20 protein-coding genes are annotated in these 21,312 nt (G+C 43.0%); 14 read left to right on the top strand and 6 right to left on the bottom strand.

All coding sequences use genetic code 11. The annotated features are described in order from the left end of the window. Positions 1–122 precede the first annotated feature (122 nt). From GKS34_RS11775 to GKS34_RS11755, 5 genes are all read left to right on the top strand, one after another. Positions 123–1,589, top strand: a complete 1,467-nt coding sequence (locus GKS34_RS11775) for an MBOAT family O-acyltransferase (protein WP_163385028.1) — start codon at positions 123–125, stop codon at positions 1,587–1,589. 5 nt (positions 1,590–1,594) lie between these two features. Then, complete coding sequence (locus GKS34_RS11770) at positions 1,595–2,536, top strand: hypothetical protein (RefSeq protein ID WP_163385027.1); 942 nt, start codon at positions 1,595–1,597, stop codon at positions 2,534–2,536. A 197-nt stretch (positions 2,537–2,733) separates the two neighbouring features. Beyond that, positions 2,734–3,714 (top strand): formylglycine-generating enzyme family protein, encoded by a 981-nt coding sequence (locus GKS34_RS11765; protein WP_163385026.1) that lies wholly within the window; start codon positions 2,734–2,736, stop codon positions 3,712–3,714. A 19-nt stretch (positions 3,715–3,733) separates the two neighbouring features. Continuing rightward, positions 3,734–5,053 carry a Gfo/Idh/MocA family protein gene (locus tag GKS34_RS11760; protein WP_163385025.1) on the top strand — a complete coding sequence of 440 codons (1,320 nt, stop codon included), beginning with the start codon at positions 3,734–3,736 and terminating at the stop codon, positions 5,051–5,053. 2 nt (positions 5,054–5,055) lie between these two features. Beyond that, positions 5,056–5,976: a hydroxypyruvate isomerase family protein gene (locus tag GKS34_RS11755; RefSeq protein WP_163385024.1), complete on the top strand. Its 921-nt coding sequence runs from the start codon at positions 5,056–5,058 to the stop codon at positions 5,974–5,976. Between the two features lie 58 nt (positions 5,977–6,034). On the opposite strand, the gene GKS34_RS11750 is transcribed toward GKS34_RS11755, so the two are convergent. Beyond that, positions 6,035–6,508, bottom strand: a complete 474-nt coding sequence (locus tag GKS34_RS11750; protein WP_163385023.1) for a YcxB family protein — start codon at positions 6,506–6,508, stop codon at positions 6,035–6,037. Between the two features lie 171 nt (positions 6,509–6,679). Between GKS34_RS11750 and GKS34_RS11745 the strand changes: the two genes are divergently transcribed. Continuing rightward, entirely contained in the window at positions 6,680–6,907 is a 228-nt protein-coding gene (locus GKS34_RS11745; protein WP_163385272.1) for a hypothetical protein, read from the top strand. A gap of 4 nt (positions 6,908–6,911) precedes the next feature. Here GKS34_RS11745 and GKS34_RS11740 read toward each other — a convergent pair whose 3' ends face one another. Next, a complete protein-coding gene (locus tag GKS34_RS11740) occupies positions 6,912–7,328 on the bottom strand; it encodes a Fur family transcriptional regulator (protein ID WP_163385022.1) in 417 nt (138 codons plus the stop codon). A gap of 103 nt (positions 7,329–7,431) precedes the next feature. Beyond that, positions 7,432–9,207, bottom strand: a complete 1,776-nt coding sequence (locus GKS34_RS11735) for a sodium:solute symporter family protein (protein WP_163385021.1) — start codon at positions 9,205–9,207, stop codon at positions 7,432–7,434. 285 nt (positions 9,208–9,492) lie between these two features. On the opposite strand from GKS34_RS11735, the gene GKS34_RS11730 reads away from it, so the two are divergent. From GKS34_RS11730 to GKS34_RS11695, 8 genes are all read left to right on the top strand, one after another. Further along, the gene (locus GKS34_RS11730; protein WP_163385020.1) at positions 9,493–10,566 is read left to right on the top strand and encodes a phosphotransferase enzyme family protein; all 1,074 of its coding nucleotides are present in this window, start codon (positions 9,493–9,495) and stop codon (positions 10,564–10,566) included. Between the two features lie 22 nt (positions 10,567–10,588). Then, on the top strand, positions 10,589–12,682 hold the full coding sequence (gene recG / locus GKS34_RS11725; protein WP_163385019.1) for an ATP-dependent DNA helicase RecG: 2,094 nt from the start codon (positions 10,589–10,591) through the stop codon (positions 12,680–12,682). An 87-nt stretch (positions 12,683–12,769) separates the two neighbouring features. Next, positions 12,770–13,606, top strand: coding sequence for an OmpA/MotB family protein (locus GKS34_RS11720; protein WP_163385018.1), 837 nt, complete (start codon positions 12,770–12,772; stop codon positions 13,604–13,606). A gap of 12 nt (positions 13,607–13,618) precedes the next feature. Beyond that, positions 13,619–14,275 (top strand): pseudouridine synthase, encoded by a 657-nt coding sequence (locus GKS34_RS11715; protein ID WP_163385017.1) that lies wholly within the window; start codon positions 13,619–13,621, stop codon positions 14,273–14,275. A gap of 87 nt (positions 14,276–14,362) precedes the next feature. Further along, positions 14,363–15,334 carry an AAA family ATPase gene (locus GKS34_RS11710; protein ID WP_163385271.1) on the top strand — a complete coding sequence of 324 codons (972 nt, stop codon included), beginning with the start codon at positions 14,363–14,365 and terminating at the stop codon, positions 15,332–15,334. A gap of 32 nt (positions 15,335–15,366) precedes the next feature. Further along, positions 15,367–16,416, top strand: a complete 1,050-nt coding sequence (locus tag GKS34_RS11705; RefSeq protein WP_163385016.1) for a sensor histidine kinase — start codon at positions 15,367–15,369, stop codon at positions 16,414–16,416. Positions 16,417–16,429: 13 nt separating this feature from the next. After that, the gene (locus GKS34_RS11700; RefSeq protein ID WP_163385015.1) at positions 16,430–17,167 is read left to right on the top strand and encodes a LytR/AlgR family response regulator transcription factor; all 738 of its coding nucleotides are present in this window, start codon (positions 16,430–16,432) and stop codon (positions 17,165–17,167) included. A 125-nt stretch (positions 17,168–17,292) separates the two neighbouring features. After that, complete coding sequence (locus GKS34_RS11695) at positions 17,293–18,048, top strand: LytR/AlgR family response regulator transcription factor (RefSeq protein ID WP_163385014.1); 756 nt, start codon at positions 17,293–17,295, stop codon at positions 18,046–18,048. A 1-nt stretch (position 18,049) separates the two neighbouring features. On the opposite strand, the gene GKS34_RS11690 is transcribed toward GKS34_RS11695, so the two are convergent. From GKS34_RS11690 to GKS34_RS11680, 3 genes are all read right to left on the bottom strand, one after another. Continuing rightward, complete coding sequence (locus GKS34_RS11690) at positions 18,050–19,411, bottom strand: PhoH family protein (protein WP_163385013.1); 1,362 nt, start codon at positions 19,409–19,411, stop codon at positions 18,050–18,052. A 191-nt stretch (positions 19,412–19,602) separates the two neighbouring features. Beyond that, positions 19,603–20,349: a shikimate dehydrogenase family protein gene (locus GKS34_RS11685; RefSeq protein WP_163385012.1), complete on the bottom strand. Its 747-nt coding sequence runs from the start codon at positions 20,347–20,349 to the stop codon at positions 19,603–19,605. Further along, positions 20,346–21,281 (bottom strand): DUF368 domain-containing protein, encoded by a 936-nt coding sequence (locus tag GKS34_RS11680; RefSeq protein WP_163385011.1) that lies wholly within the window; start codon positions 21,279–21,281, stop codon positions 20,346–20,348. Before GKS34_RS11680 ends, GKS34_RS11685 begins: the two co-directional genes overlap by 4 nt. Between the last annotated feature and the right edge of the window lie 31 nt (positions 21,282–21,312).

The raw sequence follows: 21,312 nt of genomic DNA, 5'->3' as shown, positions 1-21,312 counted from the left end.
CTTTATTGGTTTTTATATATAGTTTTGTCCATAAACAGAGCCATGGTACTGTTTTTGCGTTGCAGAATCAGATGTTTTGGTCATCTTGAAGATTTTTACCCTACATTATTAGCTAATTTATCATGTTATTCAATTCGATTGAATTTCTGATTTTCTTGCCATTGGTCTTTATTTTATACTGGTTTGTATTCAATAAAGACATACGGATTCAAAATCTCTGGGTATTGGTAGCCAGTTATATTTTTTATGGCTGGTGGGATTATCGTTTTTTATCTCTGATTGCCTTTAGTTCCCTGGTGGATTATTTTATCGGAATTCAACTCAGCCGGAATCAGAAAGAAGAACAGAGAAAATGGTTGGTGGCCGCCAGTATGGTGGTGAATATCGGTTTTTTGGGGTTTTTCAAATATTATAATTTTTTTGCGGAAAGCTTTGCCGATGCGTTCACTTTTTTTGGCAGGTCAATGGATCCGGAGAGGCTTTCCATTGTTTTACCTGTAGGGATTAGTTTTTATACGTTTCAAACGATGAGTTATACCATAGACATCTATCGGAAAAAACTCGCTCCGGCCACTGATCCCGTTTCCTTTTTTGCCTATGTCAGTTTTTTCCCACAATTGGTAGCTGGTCCGATAGAAAGGGCCACAAATTTACTTCCCCAGTTTTTTGAAAAGCGCACCTTTGAATATGGTAAGGCACTCGATGGCATGCGACAAATATTGTGGGGCTTGTTTAAGAAGGTTGTAATTGCAGACAATTGTGCCATTTATGTTAACGATATCTTTTCAAATTATGGAGATTATTCCGGTAGCACGCTATTTTTGGGGGCGGTTCTTTTTGCCCTTCAGATTTACGGGGATTTCTCCGGTTACTCGGATATTGCCATTGGTACAGCTCGTTTATTTGGATTTGATTTGAGGAAAAATTTTGCCTTTCCCTATTTTTCAAGAGACATTGCCGAGTTTTGGAGGCGCTGGCATATATCCCTATCCACCTGGTTTAGGGATTATGTGTATATCCCGCTAGGAGGAAGTAAGGTGAGCAAAGGAAAAACTATCCGAAATATATTTGTGATTTTCATCGTGAGTGGGTTCTGGCATGGGGCAAACTGGACCTTTTTGTTTTGGGGCGCTTTGCACGCAGTGTTTTACCTGCCCCTTTTGTTGGCAAAAAGAAACAGGACGCATACTACCGACACTGTTGCCGCCGGAAAATACCTGCCAACGATTAAAGAGCTCGTTCAAATGGGCAGTACTTTTCTTCTGACAGTGCTTGCCTGGGTGTTTTTTAGGGCTGATAGCCTTTCCATGGCTTTTGATTACCTGTCGATTATTTTTTCCATGCGGATCTTTGAACTTCCAATAAGTGATTTTTGGACAATGAATACCGGTAATCACCTGTTATACCTTTTCTTTCTGATCATTGGATTTGTTTTGGTCGAGTGGCTTCAACGTGAAAAGAATCACGGATTGGAGTTGGATACGGAAAAAGTTCCTAAACCGGTCAGATGGGTTGCCTATTACGTAATTATCATCTGTTGCTTTATCATGAACGGAGTACAACAGGAATTTATTTACTTTCAATTTTAAGGCAAATGAAAAAATTTATTCTTCAAATACTATTCTTTTCTATTCCTTTCGCCGCCTATTGCCTGCTGATCGTAGTTATTGATCCCTACAATTATTTAGACCGTGAGGGGGCTTTTTCCACCCGTACCAAAAAGCAAGTAGTCAGCGATATTGAGCCCCATTTATTCAAAATGCTGGCATTTGAAAATGATCCGAAACCCAATTGGATCATAGGTGATTCCCGAAGCAATGGTCTATATTACGTCACGGAAGAAAAACGTTGGGCCAACCTGGCCTATGGAGGTGCCAGTTTAAAGGAAATGATCCAGTCTTTTTGGTGGGCGAATAGTATTCAACAACCGGATACGGTATTAATGGGTATTAACCTCAGTCTGTATAATAAATACAACAAACGATTCTGGGTGGAAGAGACCATTTCCAGAAAAAGTAATTTCTTCAGCTACTCTTTTAATAATTATACGTTCAACGGAGCCATTGCCTTATTGAGCCATGACAACGACCAGAAAACGGTTCTTTCCGAAGAAGATAATCCGGATGCTAAAGACTATTACTGGCAAAAAAAACTGGAAGGCGTGGGGAAGTTTCATAGTAATATGGCCTATCCCACAGAATATTATCAGCAACTGGAGGAGATAACCGACTTTTGCCGGAAGCGAGGTATTAAACTGATTTTTTGGATTCCGCCTTTACACATAGATTACCAGCGATTAGTGGAAGAATATCCGGTTGAAAAATTAAACAAACGGTTTTTGGCAGATTTGAGATCTCTGGGGGATGTTTTTGATTTTAACTATGCTTCCCCTTTGACGCGCGATAAAGATAATTTTAGAGATCCTGTTCATTTTACAGAAGAGGTTGCAAAAATTATTTTTCGGGAGATCAGGTCCTATTCCCCCAAGAATGCGGTGATTTACAAATTCTCATCTACGGATCGTAATTTATTATAACGGGAATAAGGCATAAGGTGGGCTGTTGCCGATTAGAAAATCAAGAGGCGAGATACCGGAAACCGGACCAAAATGCCGTCCCTGGCATTGCACTTTCAATTATTAAAAAATAAAAGTAATTTACCGATTCTAAAGTAATTACTTCAGAAACGATAAATGAATCATTCATATAATTGAAGCTTTTCTCAACGAATTCCATGATTACTAATTTAAGAAGGACCGCCTTGCTGGGTTCGGTAGCTGCAGTGCTGCTGATAGGCAGCGGGTATCAGGTCGAAGACCCATTTGAACCTTACCAACAAGAAGTCCCAGGGACGGGAATGTCATTTTCCATGGTTCCAATACCGGAAGGATCTTTCAGAATGGGAAGTAATAACGGGGATCCGGACGAAAGTCCGGCACATACGGTGGAACTGGCCCCTTTCTGGATGGCCTCCCACGAAGTGACCTGGGACTTGTTTGAGTTGTTTCTGGACAAAGGGTTTGAAACTTCTACCAGCGAAGGGCCACTTAGCCCGGAGGTAGATGGTCTTACCCGGCCTTCCATACCCTATCTTGACATGACGTTTGGGATGGGAAAGGAGAACAAGCCGGCCATAGCCATGACCCAATATGGTGCCATTCAGTTTTGCAGGTGGTTGTATCTCAAAACCGGAGTATTTTTCAGGCTTCCCACTGAAGCGGAATGGGAGTATGCCGCCCGTGCAGGCTCAGAGACCGCCTATTTTTTCGGCGACGATCCTGCAGATTTGGATAAATACGCTTGGTATGAGGCCAATAGCGAGGGCATAACCCATGAAGTGGGTAAAAAAGAACCCAATCCCTGGGGCCTGTATGATATTTTAGGTAATGTCAACGAATGGACTATGGATCATTACGATCCGGAAGCCTACAAAACAAGGGAAAAGCCTGCTGAAAACCCACTGAAGGTATCCGAGGAATTGTATCCCAAAGTGATTCGGGGTGGAAGTTATGACAGTGAAGCAGCGCTTCTGAAAAGCAGTAAACGGTTTGCCAGTACCGCTGAATGGAAAAGAATTGACCCGCAAATTCCCAAAAGCCAATGGTGGTTTCCAGAGGCTCCTTTTCTGGGCATGCGCCTGGTGCGGCCCCTGAACCCGCCCAGCCCCGAGGAAATAGCGGACTATTATGGCAAAACACCAATGGAAGACTATTAATAATCTAACTCAAAGTAATATGAAAATCAAGAAAAATAACCAAAGAAGGGATTTCATCAAGACCTCCGCCTTGTTGACCGGTGGCGCGATGTTGAGTCCGTTTAGCCTTCCCGGAGCCTATGCGGCTGGGGATGATGCCATCAAGATTGCCGTGATCGGTTGTGGAGGGAGAGGAACAGGTGCTGTATTCCAAGCATTTGAAACCGGTCAAAACATTCAATTAGTGGCCATGGCAGATGCATTTAAAGATCGTTTGGACCAAAGTTACGAGCGGATTTTTAAAAAATACGGAAAGGACAAAGTAGTCGTTCCGGAAGAAATGAAGTTTACTGGATTTGATGGCTATAAACATGCCATGAAAGAGGCAGATGTAGTGATCATCGCTACTCCTCCCGGTTTTCGTCCGGATCATTTCGAGGAAGCTGTCAAACAGGAAAAGCAAATTTTCATGGAAAAGCCGGTCGCTACGGACGCGGTAGGAATTCGAAGGGTGCTTGCAGCGGCAGAAATTGCGAAAGCCAAAAAATTGAATGTTGTGGTCGGTTTGCAGCGCCATTACCAGGATAACTACATCCAAACCATAGACCGTATCCATGACGGAGCAATCGGTGACATCATTGGAGGTCAGGTGTTTTGGAACGATGGTGGCGTTTGGGTTCGGGAGAGACAGCCAGGCCAGACAGAAATGGAATACCAAATGAGAAACTGGTATTACTTTAATTGGCTTTGCGGAGACCATATCACCGAACAACACGTGCACAATATAGACGTTGCCAACTGGGTGAAAAGAGGCTACCCGGTCAAGGCCGAGGGCACTGGAGGAAGAACGGTACGTAGGGGAAAAGAACATGGCGAAATTTTTGATCACCATGTGGTCTTGTTTACCTATGAAGATGGAACCGTCATCCATAGTGAATGCCGTCACTTCCCGGGAGCGACCAATAGGGTAGACGAAAGCTTCCAGGGAACCAACGGGAAGGTGTATATGAATGCAGGTCATACGGGAAGATTGACTGACTACAAGGGAAACAGCCTTTATGAGCACGACGGGAAAAATAATGCCAACCCTTATCAGGTAGAGCATGACCAGTTATTTGATGCCATCGTCAAGGGTGAATACAAGTTTGCAGACGCAGAAAATGCAGCGAAAAGTACCATGAGTTCTATTTTGGGAAGATACGCCACTTACTCCGGCAAATCCATTACCTGGGACGAAGCGATCAATTCTGATATTAGCTTGATGCCGGATCGCCTGGCCTGGGATGCCGAACCAAAAGTGGTTCCGAACGAAGAGGGATACTACGCCTTTGCGGTACCTGGAAAAACTAAAGTTGTGTAAGCATGGAAAGAAGAAAATTCATACAAAACGTATCGCTAGGCTCAGTTGCTGCTGGATTAACCGGCATGGGCACTTTGAGGGCAGCGCAGCCAGGCACCCTTCCTGCCGATCAGACTTTTAATCTGGACTACGCCCCTCATTTTGGGATGTTTAAGCATCATGCCGGGGATGATTTGTTGGATCAGATTACCTTTATGCATGAAAAAGGTTTTCGGAGTCTGGAAGACAACGGCATGATGGGCAGAACTCCCGAGATGCAGGAAAAAATTGGCAACCACCTGGCCAAATTGGGAATGACCATGGGGGTTTTCGTTCTAAATAAAGGGGGCAATGGTGCCAATACCCTGGCAGCAGGGAAACAGGAGCACGTGGATATCTTTCTGGACGGTTGCCGAAAGGCCATCGACGTCGCTAAAAGAGTCAACGCTAAATGGACTACGGTGGTGCCAGGTGATTACCAGCGGGACCTTCCCTTGGATATACAGACGGCTAATGTTATTGAAGCTTTGAGAAAAGGAGCCGAAATTTTGGAGCCACATGGCCTGACCATGGTATTGGAGCCATTGAGCGATACACCCAATTTATTTTTAAGGTATTCGCCTCAGACTTATATGATATGCAAGGGAGTGAACAGCCCAAGTTGTAAGATTCTCTATGATATTTACCACCAGCAGAAAAATGAGGGAAATTTGATAAACCTGATGGAAATGTGTTGGGACGAGATCGCCTACATTCAAATTGGAGATAATCCCGGAAGAAAAGAACCGGGCACAGGTGAGATCAACTACCAGAACGTGTTTAAATATATCTATGAGAAGGGATTTAAAGGAGTCTGCGGAATGGAACATGGAAACGCCAATCCAGGTAAAGAGGGGGAAGCAGACGTAATTGCGGCTTACCGGAAAGCCGATAACTTTCTTTAAGGCACTTAGCGAGCTAAAAAAATAAAAAAGGGACCGCCTGACAAGCCGGTCCCTTTTTTTAGCTTACAAGCCCTTTTCTTTTCAAAATGGTTTCAATAAATTTTATTTCATTCTGGGAATGAAATATCTTGAAAGGCAGGTGAATAAATTGGGCCTTGGATAAAACCAATATGTAGGCATGTTCTTTTATTTGGGCTTTTTTAATCATTTCCCACTTAATAGGCATGCCTTGTTTGCTATTAATTTTCATCAATACTTGTCGGCTATCTATTTCGTAGGAAAGTTTTTCAAACATCACTTTATTTTGTTCCATTTGGGTTACCCCGGCGAATTGAATGACCCAAAAAAGCCAATACAGGGCATAAGCAAGCAGGGCCATGCTAATCCACCACCAGGAAGGGATCCAAAAGTAGCCACAGGCAATGGCAATCGCTATGAAAATCACCCACCACTGTTCTTTAAATATATTCTTCAATCCCTGCTTGATATAGGTTCCTGTTTCCAGTTTGTATTTTTTAGTTTTGACAATCATGGTTTGCTTTTCATTTTGATCCGCAAATATCTCATGTTATCTCATAGATAGCAAGTTTATTTGGTTTGGCTTTTTATTTTTATTTATTTTCTAACATTGCTATCATTCTCAGTGTTAACTTGTTGATTAATTAAAAATTATATTGTAATTTGATGAAAATCTTTTGATATGATGAGTAGCCTGGTAATCGATTTGGTGTTGTGCGGAGTGGCCTACGTGGTACTTATATATTTTGTTGCCACCCTTACCAAAGCCAAAATCAACAGAAACAGAAAAAATAACGATGATGATGGTGATGGTGGAGTAGAAGATTTTACTCCGCCAAAAATTGACCTTCCTCCAGGAATTGTGTGGCCATCAGAGGACCGGGACAAATCGGAAAAGCCTGTAGTTTATTAAATTTTTAGCTGCAATTTTTACAAACACCCTGAATTAACAAACTCATTTCGCGTGCCTGATAGCCTCTTGGCAACATCAGCCTTGGCAAAGCAATCTCTTCCAGACAATTCGTATTTCCGCATACTTCACATTTAAAATGGACATGCTCGTGGTCGTGGTGAGGCTCTTCGGTGCTGTGATTGCAAAGGGCGTATTTGGCCGCTCCCGTGTCATCCAATACCTTATGAATAAGGTCGTTTTCTAAAAATGTTTTAAGGGTTCTGTAGATAGTGACCCGATCAAAATTCTCTTTTAACGCTTCTTCCAAATCACCATGGGATAAAGCAACTTTCCTTCCCAAAAATGTCTTCAGAACATCTCTCCTGCAGCTAGTTACCCGCAGGTTACTATCTTTTAAAATATCAGCTGTTTTGACTGCCATTGCTTTCTCAACTTGATGCAAATTAACTTTTCTACCCGGATTTACCGAGAAAACCAACGTTTACTCAGAAAAATTCCCATCATTTCCTGTTAGAACGCAATGTTTATCTCATTTTTTTCCAACTTTTAAATACCAGAATACCTCCTGCCAACGAGACGATCGTCGCAATGATGGCCGATACAGTTTCCCCATAGATCCAAAAACCTACGGCAAATAAGGCGGCATAAACCATGACGGAACCAATTAACATCAATCCAATTTCCATAGGTAGTTGGCCGATTTCTTCTTTTTCATCGGGGTATTTGGCCAAAAGCTTTTTCCAGCCCCAGCTAGCAGGCCTTACTTTTCTGTAAAACGAAAGCAGGACTTTATCGTCTTCCGGCTTGGTAAGTAATGTAACCGACACCCAGGTAATGGTGGTAAGGGTCACGCCAAATAACAATTTCAAATAGGCCATGTCATCTGGGATGGGCCAAAATCCAAGTTTGTTGTGTATGGATTCGAAATAAATGGCCACGATAAAGGAAACAATCATGGCTGAAATTTCGGTGTACGCATTGATTCTCCACCAAAACCACCTTAAGATAAAGATGAGTCCGGTTCCCGCTCCGATTTGCAATAAAATATTAAATGCCTCCAAGGCATTTGAAAGGACCGTTGCCAATAAGGCAGCAAGTACCATAAGACCAACTGTGGAAAGGCGACCTACGGCCACCAACTCCTTGTCAGATGCTTCTGGTTTGATAAAACGGGCATAAAAATCATTTACCACATAGGAAGAACCCCAATTCAGGTGTGTCGATAAGGTGGACATAACTGCAGCAATCAGTGAGGCAAGCACCACGCCAATCAGACCTGTTGGCAGGAAAGTCAACATGGCAGAATAAGCCAGGTCATCCCCAAGTTTGCTCGATTCAATATTGGGAAATGCTTCCTGCATGTCGCTTAATTGAGGAAAAACGATCAGTGAAGAAAGCGCAATGATAATCCAAGGCCAGGGACGGATAGCATAATGGGTGATATTAAAAAGTAGTGTCGCACCAATGGCATTTTTTTCATCCTTTGCAGACAGCATTCGTTGGGCAATGTAGCCTCCGCCTCCCGGCTCTGCTCCTGGATACCAGGTAGCCCACCATTGTACCGCCAAAGGCATTATAAATAAAGGAATCAGCAGGTTCCAATCACTGAAATCTGGAATGATGTTTAATTTGTCAGACACATTGGGATGACTTAGCAAATTGCTCAAACTCCCGATTTCAGGTAGGCCTACGATGTAAATGGCTGCACCAAATGCGCCTCCCATGGCAATAAAAAATTGAAAAAAATCAGTGAGCAATACGCCTTTCAAACCTCCCAGTGAACTGTAAATCACTGTCACAACCGAAACAATCAAAAGCGTTTCCCAGGAACTTAATCCCAACATCACTCCAAAAATCTTAATGGCCGCAAGAGAAACCGTAGCCATGATTACCACATTGAAAAACACACCAAGGTACAATGCCCGAAAGGCCCGCAAAAAGGCAGCGCCTTTTCCTCCATACCGCAACTCGTAGAATTCCAGATCAGTTGTAACCTCCGAGCGTCTCCATAATTTGGCATAAACAAATACGGTCAGCATTCCCGTCAGTAGAAAAGCCCACCAAACCCAGTTTCCAGAAACTCCATTTTTACGGACAATATCTGTAACCAGGTTGGGAGTATCTGCGGAAAAGGTGGTTGCCACCATACTTACTCCCAAAAGCCACCAGGGCATGTTTCTTCCGGAAAGAAAAAACTCTTTGGCATTTTTACCCGCTGTTTTGGAGGCGATTACACCTATTAACATGGATATCACAAAAAATGAAATGATTATTGCCCAATCGATGATTGAAATATTCATGGTAAACTTGGATTAAGATGGTTTTTGGTCCAGGATACGTGGTTCATATTAACCTCAATAGGTTATGAGAAAATTTTTCTAATTAAATAAAACTTTTTCAATTATTTTAAATAATACAGAATTATTTTTACGGATGTGAAATTAGCCAGGATCCGTTGAAATCAAAGTCCTCTCAGGTAAATATAGTCCCTTTCAAAATATATAATCAAAAGTATTGTAATTTTACCACGACAAATTAATATGATTTCAGAAAACAACTCGGAAAATAGTCAGAAAATAGCGCCTATGAACGAATCAATATTGGATGCATTGGCAAAAGCATATGGATTGAAAACCGGTCAAATTAGGATAAAAAGGTTTGGTTCCGGTCATATCCACAAGACGTATCGGGTGGATGTGGATGCCAATGCCTTTATTTTGCAAGAATTTAATGATGCTGTTTTTACGCACCCCGAGCGTATTTCCGGAAATTTGGAATACCTGATGGGGCAATTTGATCCAAGTGATTTGCCTTTTGTCTTGCCTCTGCCCATACCTAATAAGGGGGGCGCCTTTTTTACCCATTTGGCCGAGGGGCTTTACCGCCTTTTTCCTTTTGTAAGTGGGGTTACACAGGATGCTATCGTACAAAAAGGGCATGCGAAAATTGCCTCCGAAGCATTTGCACGGTTTATTCAGATTTTTTTGCAAGCGGACGCAGGAAGAATGGAGGATACCATTGCTCATTTTCACAATTTGGAAATCAGGTATCAGCAATTTGATGCAGCGCTTAAAAATCCCCGTGTCCAAAAGGATTCCGAGACCGAGAAAATGGTTGATTTTTACCTGGAGAGGAAAGACCTTCTTGAAAAGTACGGTCAATTCCGAAAACAACTCCCCCTTCGGGTAACCCACAACGACACAAAAATAAATAATCTAATTTTTGCGGAAAACCTGGACCGGGTAAATGCGCTTATAGATCTGGACACCATTATGGCCGGCTTTGTGTTTTATGATTTTGGAGATTTGGTCCGTACAGTAGCCTGTACCCGGGATGAATCCTCCCTGGAATGGGATCAAATCCAAGTCGATATGGAAAAATACGAGGGCTTGTTGGAAGGTTTTTACTCCATATTGGGAGGGAAAATTCAGGACGAAGAGTTGGACTCCTTGCCTTTTGGAGGGGAAATGATGACCTTAATTATGGGGGTCCGCTTTTTGACAGACCACCTGAATGGCAACATATACTACCAGGTAGACTACCAGGAGCAAAACCTGCACCGGGCAAAAAATCAGGCGGCGCTTCTGAGCGCTTTGATCGAAAAAAGGGAGGACATTAGCGAATTGGAAGGAAAGCTCAGGAAAGCCCTGATACGATGAATTTAGGCTAAAACTGCAAACATTGACCGGTTTTTTTGACACCAAAATCGAATACCTGAAAGGGGTTGGCCCCCAAAGAGCAGCGCTGCTAAATAAAGAACTGGACGTATTTACTTTTGGAGAATTGCTGCAACACTATCCGTTTCGGTATGAGGATAGAACCCGGTTTTATAAAATACGCGAAATCCAATCCGATCTGCAGCAGGTACAGGTCATCGGAAAAATTATATCCGTGCAGTCCATAGGTGAGGGAAGAAAAAAACGACTCGTGGCTCAGTTTGCCGACGAAACGGGCATTATGGAACTCACTTGGTTTAAAGGGTTGAACTGGATAGGCAAAAGACTGGTAAAGGGAGTTTCCATGGTGGCCTTCGGCAAACCGCAGCGGTTTGGAGGCCGGTACAGTATGGCGCATCCGGATCTCGAGCCTCTTAGTGGAACGCAGGAAGAAGAGCCTTTTTTCCAGCCGGTCTATACGACTACTGAGAAACTCAGGCATCGGTTTTTAGATAGCAAAGGCATTTCCAAAATATTAAAAGGCCTGTTGCCCCTGGCCTTACCAAAAATTCCCGAAACCCTACCTTTACCCATCCTTGATTCCTTGAAACTGGTTTCCAAAAGGGACGCGATAAAAGAGATTCATTTTCCATCTGGAAGCGATGCCTTGCGGAAAGCCATGTACCGGCTAAAATTTGAAGAGTTTTTCTTCTTACAACTTCGGCTATTAAAGTTAAAGCTGGCCAGAACCGAAAAATTCAGAGGCAAAGTGCTGGATCAAACCCAACTCCTCACCCGATTTTACAAAGAGATGCTTCCTTTTCAGTTGACGGAGGCACAGAAGCGGGTCATTAAAGAAATCTATGCAGACCTCAAATCCGGCTTGCAAATGAATCGGCTGGTGCAGGGAGATGTGGGCTCCGGCAAAACCATTGTGGCATTTATTTGCCTATTGGTGGCGGTGGATTCGGGCTACCAAACCTGTTTGATGGCACCCACCGAAATTTTGGCTAATCAACATTATGAAGGGCTGAAGGACTTCTCAGAGCAAATGGGTTTAAAAATCGCACTCCTGACAGGATCCAGCAGTAAAAAGAAGCGGGAAGAAATTCATCGGGAATTAGTTTCCGGGAAGTTACATTTGTTGGTAGGGACCCATGCGTTGTTGGAGGATGTAGTGAAATTTCACCGCCTTGGCTTGGCCATTATTGACGAACAGCACCGGTTTGGTGTGGCACAGCGGGCTAAATTATGGGCAAAAAACGAGGATTTTTATCCCCATGTGTTGGTAATGACGGCTACACCGATCCCCAGAACCTTGGCCATGACCTTGTATGGAGACTTGGATATTTCGGTGATAGATGAATTGCCGATAGGAAGGAAAGTCATACAGACTGTTCATCGATATGATAAAGATCGGCTGAAGGTATTTGGATTTTTAAGAAAGCAAATAGAACAGGGACGGCAGGTTTACATCGTGTATCCGCTAATCGAAGAATCCGAAAAGAGTGATTTGAAGAGCCTTATGGACGGTTACGAAAGCATTTGCAGGGCTTTTCCAGGCTATCCCATTGGTATATTACATGGCAATATGAAGGCAGGGGACAAGGATTTTGAAATGACCCGATTTTCGAAGGGAGAGACCAAGATAATGGTGGCCACCACGGTAATAGAAGTCGGTGTAAACGTTCCCAATGCCAGCGTGATGGTCATCGAAAATGCAGAGCGCTTTGGTTTATCTCAACTCCATCAATTGCGGGGCAGGGTAGGACGGGGTGCAGAGCAGTCCTATTGTATACTGATGAGCAAATACGAGTTGGGAAAGGATAGCAGGGTGCGGTTAGAAACCATGGTGAGGACGACCAATGGGTTTGAGATTGCGGATGTGGATTTGAGGCTAAGAGGTCCAGGAGACCTTTCCGGCACCCAGCAATCAGGCATTACGGACTTAAAAATGGCAGATTTAAGCAAGGACGCAGAAATATTGGTGCAAGCAAGAGAGGTAGCACGTAAAATTTTAGAAAAGGATCCACATCTGAGTTCTGCCGAGAATAAGCCCATAGCTGATCAGGTGGCTCGACTTAGGAAAAACGAGTTGAATTGGAGTAGAATTTCCTGATCATTTTCAAGTATAGGCCGGGATTTTATTAGAATCCCAGTAAATTGGTATGTTTTTGGTGACTACCATTTAAAATCCAGATGCATTATGAGGAGAACCTTTCTATTCGGTTGTTTTTTAATTGGGATGGTCTTGTTAGAGTCCTGTGTACCCCAGAAGAAATACCATGAAGTAAATATAAGGAATGCGGAGATGATGCGTTCTTTAAGAAATACGGAGGAGATGTTAGACAGCACCAGGCGAGAACTTGCCAGCCTCCAGGAATCTAACGAGAACCTTCAGGAGCAATTAGAAGCAGAACGGCAGGAAAATTCCGAGTTGGCAGGCAGGCTGGAAAGTGCCATGTCCACTTCTTCTTCCGTCCGTCAGGAGCTTACCGAAAAGGAGCAACGTCTCTCGGAGCAGCAGCAGCGGCTGGATTTGCTTCAAAACCTACTGGATGAACAACGGGCAGTCATGGAGAATTTAAAAACAACCATCGATAAAGCCCTGGTACAGTACCGTTCCGACGAACTACAGATAAATGAGCAGGATGGCAAGTTGTATGTATCGCTTCAAGATAAACTCTTGTTTTCCTCCGGAAGTGCTACTGTGAATCGGGAAGGTAGAGAAGCATTGGGAAAACTCGCGGTAGTCCTGAACAACAGTCCGGATATACAGATCATGGTTGAGGGCCATACCGATAATGTACCTATTCGGGGAAGTTTTGAAGATAACTGGGAACTGAGCACAGCTCGGGCCACGGCAATTGTTCGGATATTGACCGGCACTTATGATGTGGCACCGGAAAGAGTAATTGCAGCTGGCAGGAGTTTTTACGAACCCAAAGCTCCTAACGAATCACAGGAAGGACGGGCCAAAAACAGAAGGACCGAAATCATTCTCACGCCTCGTTTGAATGAATTGTTTCAGTTATTGAGGTAATATACCAGTTTTATGGATTACAGGTATTTCGTTGTATACAAACCCTTCGGCATGTTGAGCCAATTTAGCGGAGAGGCTGAAACGCTGGCCGAGCTAGGAGATTTCCCATCTGATGTTTATCCGGTCGGCAGGTTGGATAAGGACAGTGAGGGTTTGCTTCTGTTAACGAATGACAATAGACTTAATCACTTGCTGCTGGATCCACTTCATGCACACGAGCGGACATACTGGGTGCAAGTAGAAGGGGATATTTCTGATGAAGCATTGCAGCAACTGAAGCGGGGACTAACGATTAAAATAAATGGAAAGCCTTACAAGACTTCAGGGGCCAGTGCGAATCTCCATCCCGAGGCAGAATCTGAATTACCGGAGCGGGTTCCTCCCATTCGGTACCGAAAAAATGTACCCGATTCCTGGATAGCGCTTTCGTTAAAAGAAGGCAAAAACCGACAGGTTCGCAAGATGACAGCAGCGGTGGGTTTTCCTACCTTGCGCCTGGTAAGGTGGTCTATCGAATCGTTAACGATACAGGGCTTTCAACCGGGAGAAGTGAGGTCTCTTGAACAGGAAGCGTTGTACGAATTTTTGAGAATTCCGTTATTGATTAATGGTTCTTCTCAGGGAAAAAAGCCCAAATTTCACCCAGAAAGAAATAAGAGAAGATTCTGAATTGGGATAAACCACGAAATATTCTAATTTAGGCTTCTATTTTGGGGCCTTGCCTTAATCATTTAATTGAAATTTGAATCAAACAACATGCATCAGGAGAAGATACAGGAAGTCATTCAGGAAGTGAAAAAGATAGTAGTCGGCCAGGATAAGATGGTAAACCGGCTTTTGATTGGCTTATTTACCAACGGTCATATTCTTTTGGAAGGGGTTCCCGGATTAGCGAAGACCTTGACGGTAAACACCTTGTCTCAGGTGCTTCATTTGGATTTCAAACGGATCCAGTTTACACCGGATCTTCTACCGTCTGATTTGGTGGGTACCATGATCTACAACCAACTCAATGCTAATTTTGAGGTCAAGAAAGGCCCGATCTTTTCCAATATCATCCTGGCAGATGAGGTCAACCGTTCTCCTGCCAAAGTCCAGTCGGCATTGTTGGAGGCCATGCAGGAGAAGCAGGTGACCATTGGAGAAACAACGTTTACTTTGGACAAACCATTTCTGGTTCTGGCTACTCAAAACCCCGTGGATCAGGAGGGAACCTATCCACTTCCGGAAGCTCAGGTAGACCGATTTATGATGAAGGTTAATATTGATTACCCTTCCAAGTCGGATGAGTTGGAAGTAATGCGCCGGATGACCAACGCCCACTTTTCTTCTGAGGTAAACCCCATTTTGAATAAGGAGGATATATTTGCGATTCGAAATGCCATCAATGAAGTACAAATAGCTGAGGCTTTGGAAAATTACATTATTGAATTAGTGTTTTCCACCCGTTTTCCTGAAAAATACGGCATGCAGGAAGAAGCAAAATACATTCAGTTTGGGGCATCTCCCCGGGCATCCATCAACTTGAATTTGGCAGCAAAAGCCACCGCTTTTATGGAAGGAAGAGACTACGTGTTGCCGGAGGATATCAAGGCCATAGCAGAGGATGTTTTGAATCACCGGATCATTTTAAATTACGAAGCTGAAGCAGATAATGTGAGTACTAGGGATCTGATTCATAAAATTCTCGATAAAATTCCCCTGAACAAAGTTGCTGGTGTCCGCTAACCAGCGGTCCTATGTGGAGAGAAGGGTAATGAATGGATAAATACAAGTTATATTGGCTATTACAAATATTTGGTTGGCTCTGTTTCGCCCTGGTCAATTTGTTTTTTGTCTCAATGGTCAGGGGGATCACGCCGATACAGATTGGTGCTTATTTTTCACTAGCCATTTTTTATTTTTTGTCGACGCACTTTTTCCGATTTCTGATTAAAAATAAAAGCTGGCTGGAATTTGAGCTTACCAAATTGATCAGTCACGTATTGATTGCGGTTTTGATTCTCAGTTTTTTAAACACTTTTGCTCAAATTATCATAAATTGGGTTTTTGGAACGCTGCATCTCCGGGAAGATTTTCGACCATTGGTACTTTTGGCGAACCTTTTTACAAGTTTTCTGTTTTACTCCCTTTGGTCCTTGCTCTATTTTCTGTTTTATTTTCTGGATAATTATAATTCCAGTCTCAAATACCAGGCAAGAATTAATGAAATCAAACTGATCCACTTAAGAAATCAGCTAAATCCGCATTTTATTTTCAACGCCCTGAATAGTGTCAGGGCACTGGTAGACGAAAATCCCACCAACGCCAAGACTGCCATTACCCAGCTTTCCAATATTCTTCGGTATTCTCTGGTCATGGATAAGCATAAAACCATTCCGCTTTCGGAAGAGATGAATACGGTGAAAGACTATTTGAACCTGGAGTCCATCCGTTTTGAGGAGCGGCTAAAGGTCTCGTACGACGTGGAACCCAAGGCCTATGAGTACAAAATTCCGCCTATGATGTTACAGACCATCGTTGAAAACGGTATCAAGCATGGGATATCTAATTTGATGAAAGGGGGATTAATAGAAATAAAATGCACCATAGGACTGTTAGATGATTTGTATATTTGGGTTCGAAATAGTGGTCACCTGAAACAGGACAAATCCCCCAGGAAGAAGGGCGAGGGGCATGGCATCGCTAACACGGTGCAACGTCTAAAACTGATTTACGGTAACCGTGCTTCCTTCAAAATTTTCAATTATGGGAATGAATTCGTGGTCACAGAAATTAAAATTCCAAAACAAAACCTTAATTTAGGATAAAATTAAAAGAGATATGCGCGTATTAGTAGTAGATGATGAAAGATTAGCAAGGAAGGAGCTCATCAACCTATTGAATCAAAATGACAATGTAGAAGTACTGGGTGAGGCCAACAATGTAGATGATGCCCGGGAAAAAATAGAGGAATTGAACCCAGAGGTACTCTTTTTGGATATCCAGATGCCGGAAAAGACCGGTTTTGATCTGCTGGAGGAATTGGATCATGTACCACTTGTGGTATTCATTACCGCCTATGATGAGTTTGCCTTGCAGGCTTTTCAGGTAAATGCACTGGATTATTTATTGAAACCCATAGAGCCGGAGCGTCTCACCGATACACTTAAAAAACTCGAGAAAAAATTGGAGGAGTTGAAAAAGGAAGAAGACGAAGCCGCTTCAAAAACTTCGAAAAGCCAACTTGCTCTGAACGATCAGGTTTTTGTAAAGGATGGCGACAAGTGTTGGTTTGTAAAACTGGCTAATGTGCGCCTCTTTGAATCGGACGGGAATTACATCAAGGTGTATTTTGAAAATAACAAGCCCATGATCCATAAATCGCTCAACGCATTGGACGAGCGCTTGGACGAAAAGTCCTTTTTTCGGGCCAGTCGAAAACACATCATAAATTTGAGTTGGGTGGAATCCATTGAACCCTGGTTTAACGGAGGCCTGGTAGTAACCTTAAAGGGAGGAGAACGAATTGAAGTGAGCCGGCGACAGGCAGCACGGTTCAAAGATTTGATGAGTCTTTAATCGAAATGACCAGGGTCATTCTGTCAGGTAGGCATATAATAGGGGGATCTGTGCATTAATTTGTGTTTTAATTTGTAAATTGGTCAAAACAGCTTTTATTTAAATTTTTCCCTAAAATTAAGATCATGAAAGAAGAAAGGATACTGATTGTCGAAGACGATGTAAATATTTCTGAAAACATCGAAGAAATTTTGCAGCTTTTAGGCTATGTCAATATTGACATTGCCAATTCAGCCAACCAGGCCATTAAAGTAGTCAAGAAATACCGCCCGGACATGGTCTTCATGGACATCAAACTAAAAGGTGACAAAGACGGTATCGAACTGGGAGAGATTATTCAGCAAATGGTGGATGCGCCTATTGTCTACGTAACCTCTTACAGCGATCCTGCCATCATAGAGCGTGCGAAAAGAACTCACCCGGCTGGTTTCATCGTGAAGCCTTTCAACAGCAACGATATCCATGCCATGGTGGAAATCGTTCTGTACAACCAGCGTACCAGGCCGGCACTTTCCGAGGGCGTAAGTACTAAAATAGTCGAAAGCCCTTACCTGGTGGTAGATGCCGTATACATTAAGGCCGACAACAGTTTTGAACGTGTGGATTACTCGGATATTTACTACGTGGAAGCCAACGGGAATATGGTGACCATTTTTACCAAAAACCGTAATTTCACCATCCGTAAGTCAATGAAAGACATGGAGGAAAAGCTGCCTTCCAATCTTTTTCTTCGGGTACAGAAGTCCTATATTGTTCAATTAGGCCAAATAGAAAGCTTTAACACTAAAGAGATCAACTTGAAAACTGGCGATGTGGTACAGGTGGGGAGGCAATATTACAATAGCTTCCTGGCCAAATTGAATACCATCACAGAAAGTTAATCTACAGCAAGTCGTTTGCCAGATTGGCTAGTTCGGAACGTTCCCCCTTTTCCAATTTCACGTGAGCATAAAGGGGGTGGTTCCTTACCCGGTCGATCAGGTAAGAAAGGCCGTTGCTCTGACTGTCCAAATAGGGCGTATCAATCTGGAAAACATCTCCGGTAAAAATAATTTTTGTGTTCTCTCCTGCCCTACTAATAATGGTTTTTACTTCGTGGGGAGTTAGATTCTGCGCCTCGTCCACTATAAAAAAGATGTTGGACAGCGAGCGGCCCCGGATGTAAGCAAGTGGCTGGATCACTAATTTTTCCTGGTTTACCATGTCCGAAATTCGCTGATACTCCTTGTCATGTTCCTTGTACTGGTTTTGGATAAATTTCAAATTATCCCACAGTGGTTCCATGTAGGGATTCAATTTGGATTTAATATCTCCCGGCAAGAAACCGATGTCTTTATTACTTAATGGGACGATGGGTCGCGCAAGGAAAATTTGCTTAAAGTTACTGCGTTGCTCCAAGGCCCCTGCCAGGGCTAATAAGGTTTTTCCTGTACCGGCTACCCCCTGAATACTAACCAATTTGATTTTTGGATCCATGATAGCGTGCAAGGCAAAAGCCTGTTCCGCATTTTTGGGACTAACGTTGTAGGCCTTTGATTTGGAGATTTTTTCAAAGGATTTTTCTACCGCATGGTAAAACGCCAGAATAGATGCGTTGGGTGTTGTTCCTTTCAGGATGTAGTAGGTATTATTGGACGGTACGGATTTTCGTTTTTTACCAAAGACCTGTTCCGCATCCAGGTAGCTTTTTTCATAAAGCGTGTTGATGATTTCCTGGTTTACGTTTTCAATTATTTCTTTGCCCGTATTTTCAATTTCGGATATGTTTTTAATTTTACCGGTTTCGTAATCCTCTGCCGGAATATCCAGGGATTTGGCTTTGAGACGGAGATTGATATCCTTGCTCACCAATATGACCTTTCGATTTTTTTCCGTCTGCCTTAGACTTAAGGCTGCGTTCAGGATTTTATGGTCATTTTTTTCTTCTCCGAAAATTTCATTGGCATTCAGGGAGTTTTCCGGATTCATCATTACCTTAAAAGAACCCCTGGTTTTTCCGTTTAAGGGCGTCCAGTGTTGGATCATTTGATCCTTTGCCAATCGGTCCAACAGGCGAATGAATTCCCTTGCCTCAAAATTTTTGGTGTCGTTGCCCTTTTTGAATTGATCGAGTTCTTCCAACACCGTAATCGGAATCACAACATCGTGTTCGGCAAAATTCATTATGGAGTAATGATCATACAAAATGACAGAAGTGTCTAAAACAAAAATCTTTCTGTCCTGAGTCGTTGCTTTCTTCACCATAAAAACAAAATTGGAGTGGAATGACGATTAATAATACTTATTTTAATCGACAAACTTTAATGAAACCACTGAAAATAAAGTGCAATCATATTATTTACTTATGCAATCGAGATCTAACCTATTAAGCAATTGGCATTTACGAACAACGGTCAATCTAGCCCCAACGATGGAGCTCTGGCCTTTCATAAGTATCATTCTTCGGCATTCCAGATTTCCCATGCAGCTTCTGCCTGCAGGTGAAGCATTTCTATCCCGTTTTTGGTCTTTGCTCCCCTGCGGGAGACTTCCTTCATCAGACTGGTTTCCTCCGGGTTGTAGACCAGGTCATAAAACCAATGGTTCGAACCGATGTGTTCCAGGGGAATAGGGGGACTTTCGCTGGTATTGGGATAGGTTCCCAGCGGGGTGGTATTGATGATTAGGTGATAGTCCGCCATGATTTCGGGAGACAGTTCCTTGTAAGATAGGGTGGATTTGGAATCCGGAGGGGAAGTCCTGGAGACCTTAAAAAAAGAAATATTCAGGTCGTTAAGGGCTTGCGCTACGGCGTTGGACGCACCGCCTGTGCCAAGGACAAGGGCAGCCGGCCGTTCTTTTCCCACCCAGTTTTCAAGAGAGGTTCTGAATCCAATATAGTCGGTGTTGAATCCTACCAATTCGTCGGGGCTAACTTTGATGCAATTAACTGCTCCAATTTCGCGGCAGGCGGTTTCTAGCCGATCAAGGTACGGGATAACTTGCTGCTTGTATGGAATGGTTACATTCAGGCCAATGATGTCAGGTTCTTTAGCTAGCAAAGCAGGGAAGGCCTGGATATTGGGTATCTCATAAAGCTCGTATTGACACCCTCTCAAGCCTTCTTTCCGGAATTTTTCAGAAAAGTATTTTTTGGAGAAGGAATGGGTCAGTGGAAATCCGATGAGTCCGTATTTTTTCATTCTCTGCTAAAATTATGTGCCAGTCTTTCGAGCCCTACTACGAGCAGGACACCAAATAAAAACGCAAAAATGGCCAGAAGGAAACCGGGGTCCTCTCCCGTTTCTAACAGATAAACATGAGGAAGGATATTTTCCGTTAGTAGCGGTTTTTGCATGCCAGAACTGGAAATGCGATAACTTAACACTTTTTTCCAGGGCCAGATTTTATTGATAGATCCAATCATAAATCCCGAAAGCAGGGATAGGGTAAGCGCGTGGAAATTTTTCAAAAACCAGGAAATTACCCTGCTAAAAAGAAGTAATCCAATTACACAACCCAGTGCAAATACACCCAGGACCAGTAGGTCTTTATTGTTTACTGCGGTGAGTATGTACTCATATTTGCCCAAGATGAGCAATAGAAAGCTTCCGGATATACCCGGTAAAATCATGGCACAAATTGCGATAGCTCCTGAAATAAATGTAAACCAGAGGGTTTCGGGCGAAGTGATTAAGGGCAATTCGGTGATAAAATAGGCCAGGACCGCACCCAGCGGAAACATCAGAATGGCTATGAGGTTCCATCGTTTGATATCTCTCAGGATCACGATGGCGCTGATAAGGATCAATCCGCAAAAAAAGGACCAGAGTGGAATGGGAAAATGGTCAATAAAGAAGGTAATTACCTTGGAGAAGGCAAAAATACTGGTCATAATGCCAAGAAACAGCACCAATAAAAACCCTCCGTTGACGTGTTTCCAGAATTCAGCCATTTTCAGGCGTGTTAGCAAATGTAGTGCTTGCAGATCAAAGGAATTAATGCTTTCCAATAATTCCTCATATATCTTCGTAACCAAAGCGATGGATCCGCCCGACACACCGGGTACAATATCCGCACTTCCCATACCCATTCCCTTTAGGAACAAAATTACCCAGTCACTGATCCGCTTCATTGTGTGCCCTGTTTAGTAGTAGAACCAAAAA

Source organism: Cyclobacterium jeungdonense (genome assembly GCF_010994275.1).
Classification (GTDB): Bacteria; Bacteroidota; Bacteroidia; order Cytophagales; family Cyclobacteriaceae; genus Cyclobacterium; species Cyclobacterium jeungdonense.
Note: the sequence above shows the minus strand (reverse complement) of the source record. Positions and strands in the feature narration are given on the sequence as shown.

Coding starts and splice junctions, on each gene's coding strand:
- GKS34_RS11775 (WP_163385028.1), top strand. CDS start 123: ATGTTATTCAATTCGATTGAATTTCTGATTTTCTTGCCATTGGTCTTT.
- GKS34_RS11770 (WP_163385027.1), top strand. CDS start 1,595: ATGAAAAAATTTATTCTTCAAATACTATTCTTTTCTATTCCTTTCGCC.
- GKS34_RS11765 (WP_163385026.1), top strand. CDS start 2,734: ATGATTACTAATTTAAGAAGGACCGCCTTGCTGGGTTCGGTAGCTGCA.
- GKS34_RS11760 (WP_163385025.1), top strand. CDS start 3,734: ATGAAAATCAAGAAAAATAACCAAAGAAGGGATTTCATCAAGACCTCC.
- GKS34_RS11755 (WP_163385024.1), top strand. CDS start 5,056: ATGGAAAGAAGAAAATTCATACAAAACGTATCGCTAGGCTCAGTTGCT.
- GKS34_RS11750 (WP_163385023.1), bottom strand. CDS start 6,508: ATGATTGTCAAAACTAAAAAATACAAACTGGAAACAGGAACCTATATC.
- GKS34_RS11745 (WP_163385272.1), top strand. CDS start 6,680: ATGAGTAGCCTGGTAATCGATTTGGTGTTGTGCGGAGTGGCCTACGTG.
- GKS34_RS11740 (WP_163385022.1), bottom strand. CDS start 7,328: ATGGCAGTCAAAACAGCTGATATTTTAAAAGATAGTAACCTGCGGGTA.
- GKS34_RS11735 (WP_163385021.1), bottom strand. CDS start 9,207: ATGAATATTTCAATCATCGATTGGGCAATAATCATTTCATTTTTTGTG.
- GKS34_RS11730 (WP_163385020.1), top strand. CDS start 9,493: ATGAACGAATCAATATTGGATGCATTGGCAAAAGCATATGGATTGAAA.
- GKS34_RS11720 (WP_163385018.1), top strand. CDS start 12,770: ATGAGGAGAACCTTTCTATTCGGTTGTTTTTTAATTGGGATGGTCTTG.
- GKS34_RS11715 (WP_163385017.1), top strand. CDS start 13,619: ATGGATTACAGGTATTTCGTTGTATACAAACCCTTCGGCATGTTGAGC.
- GKS34_RS11710 (WP_163385271.1), top strand. CDS start 14,363: ATGCATCAGGAGAAGATACAGGAAGTCATTCAGGAAGTGAAAAAGATA.
- GKS34_RS11705 (WP_163385016.1), top strand. CDS start 15,367: ATGGATAAATACAAGTTATATTGGCTATTACAAATATTTGGTTGGCTC.
- GKS34_RS11700 (WP_163385015.1), top strand. CDS start 16,430: ATGCGCGTATTAGTAGTAGATGATGAAAGATTAGCAAGGAAGGAGCTC.
- GKS34_RS11695 (WP_163385014.1), top strand. CDS start 17,293: ATGAAAGAAGAAAGGATACTGATTGTCGAAGACGATGTAAATATTTCT.
- GKS34_RS11690 (WP_163385013.1), bottom strand. CDS start 19,411: ATGGTGAAGAAAGCAACGACTCAGGACAGAAAGATTTTTGTTTTAGAC.
- GKS34_RS11685 (WP_163385012.1), bottom strand. CDS start 20,349: ATGAAAAAATACGGACTCATCGGATTTCCACTGACCCATTCCTTCTCC.
- GKS34_RS11680 (WP_163385011.1), bottom strand. CDS start 21,281: ATGAAGCGGATCAGTGACTGGGTAATTTTGTTCCTAAAGGGAATGGGT.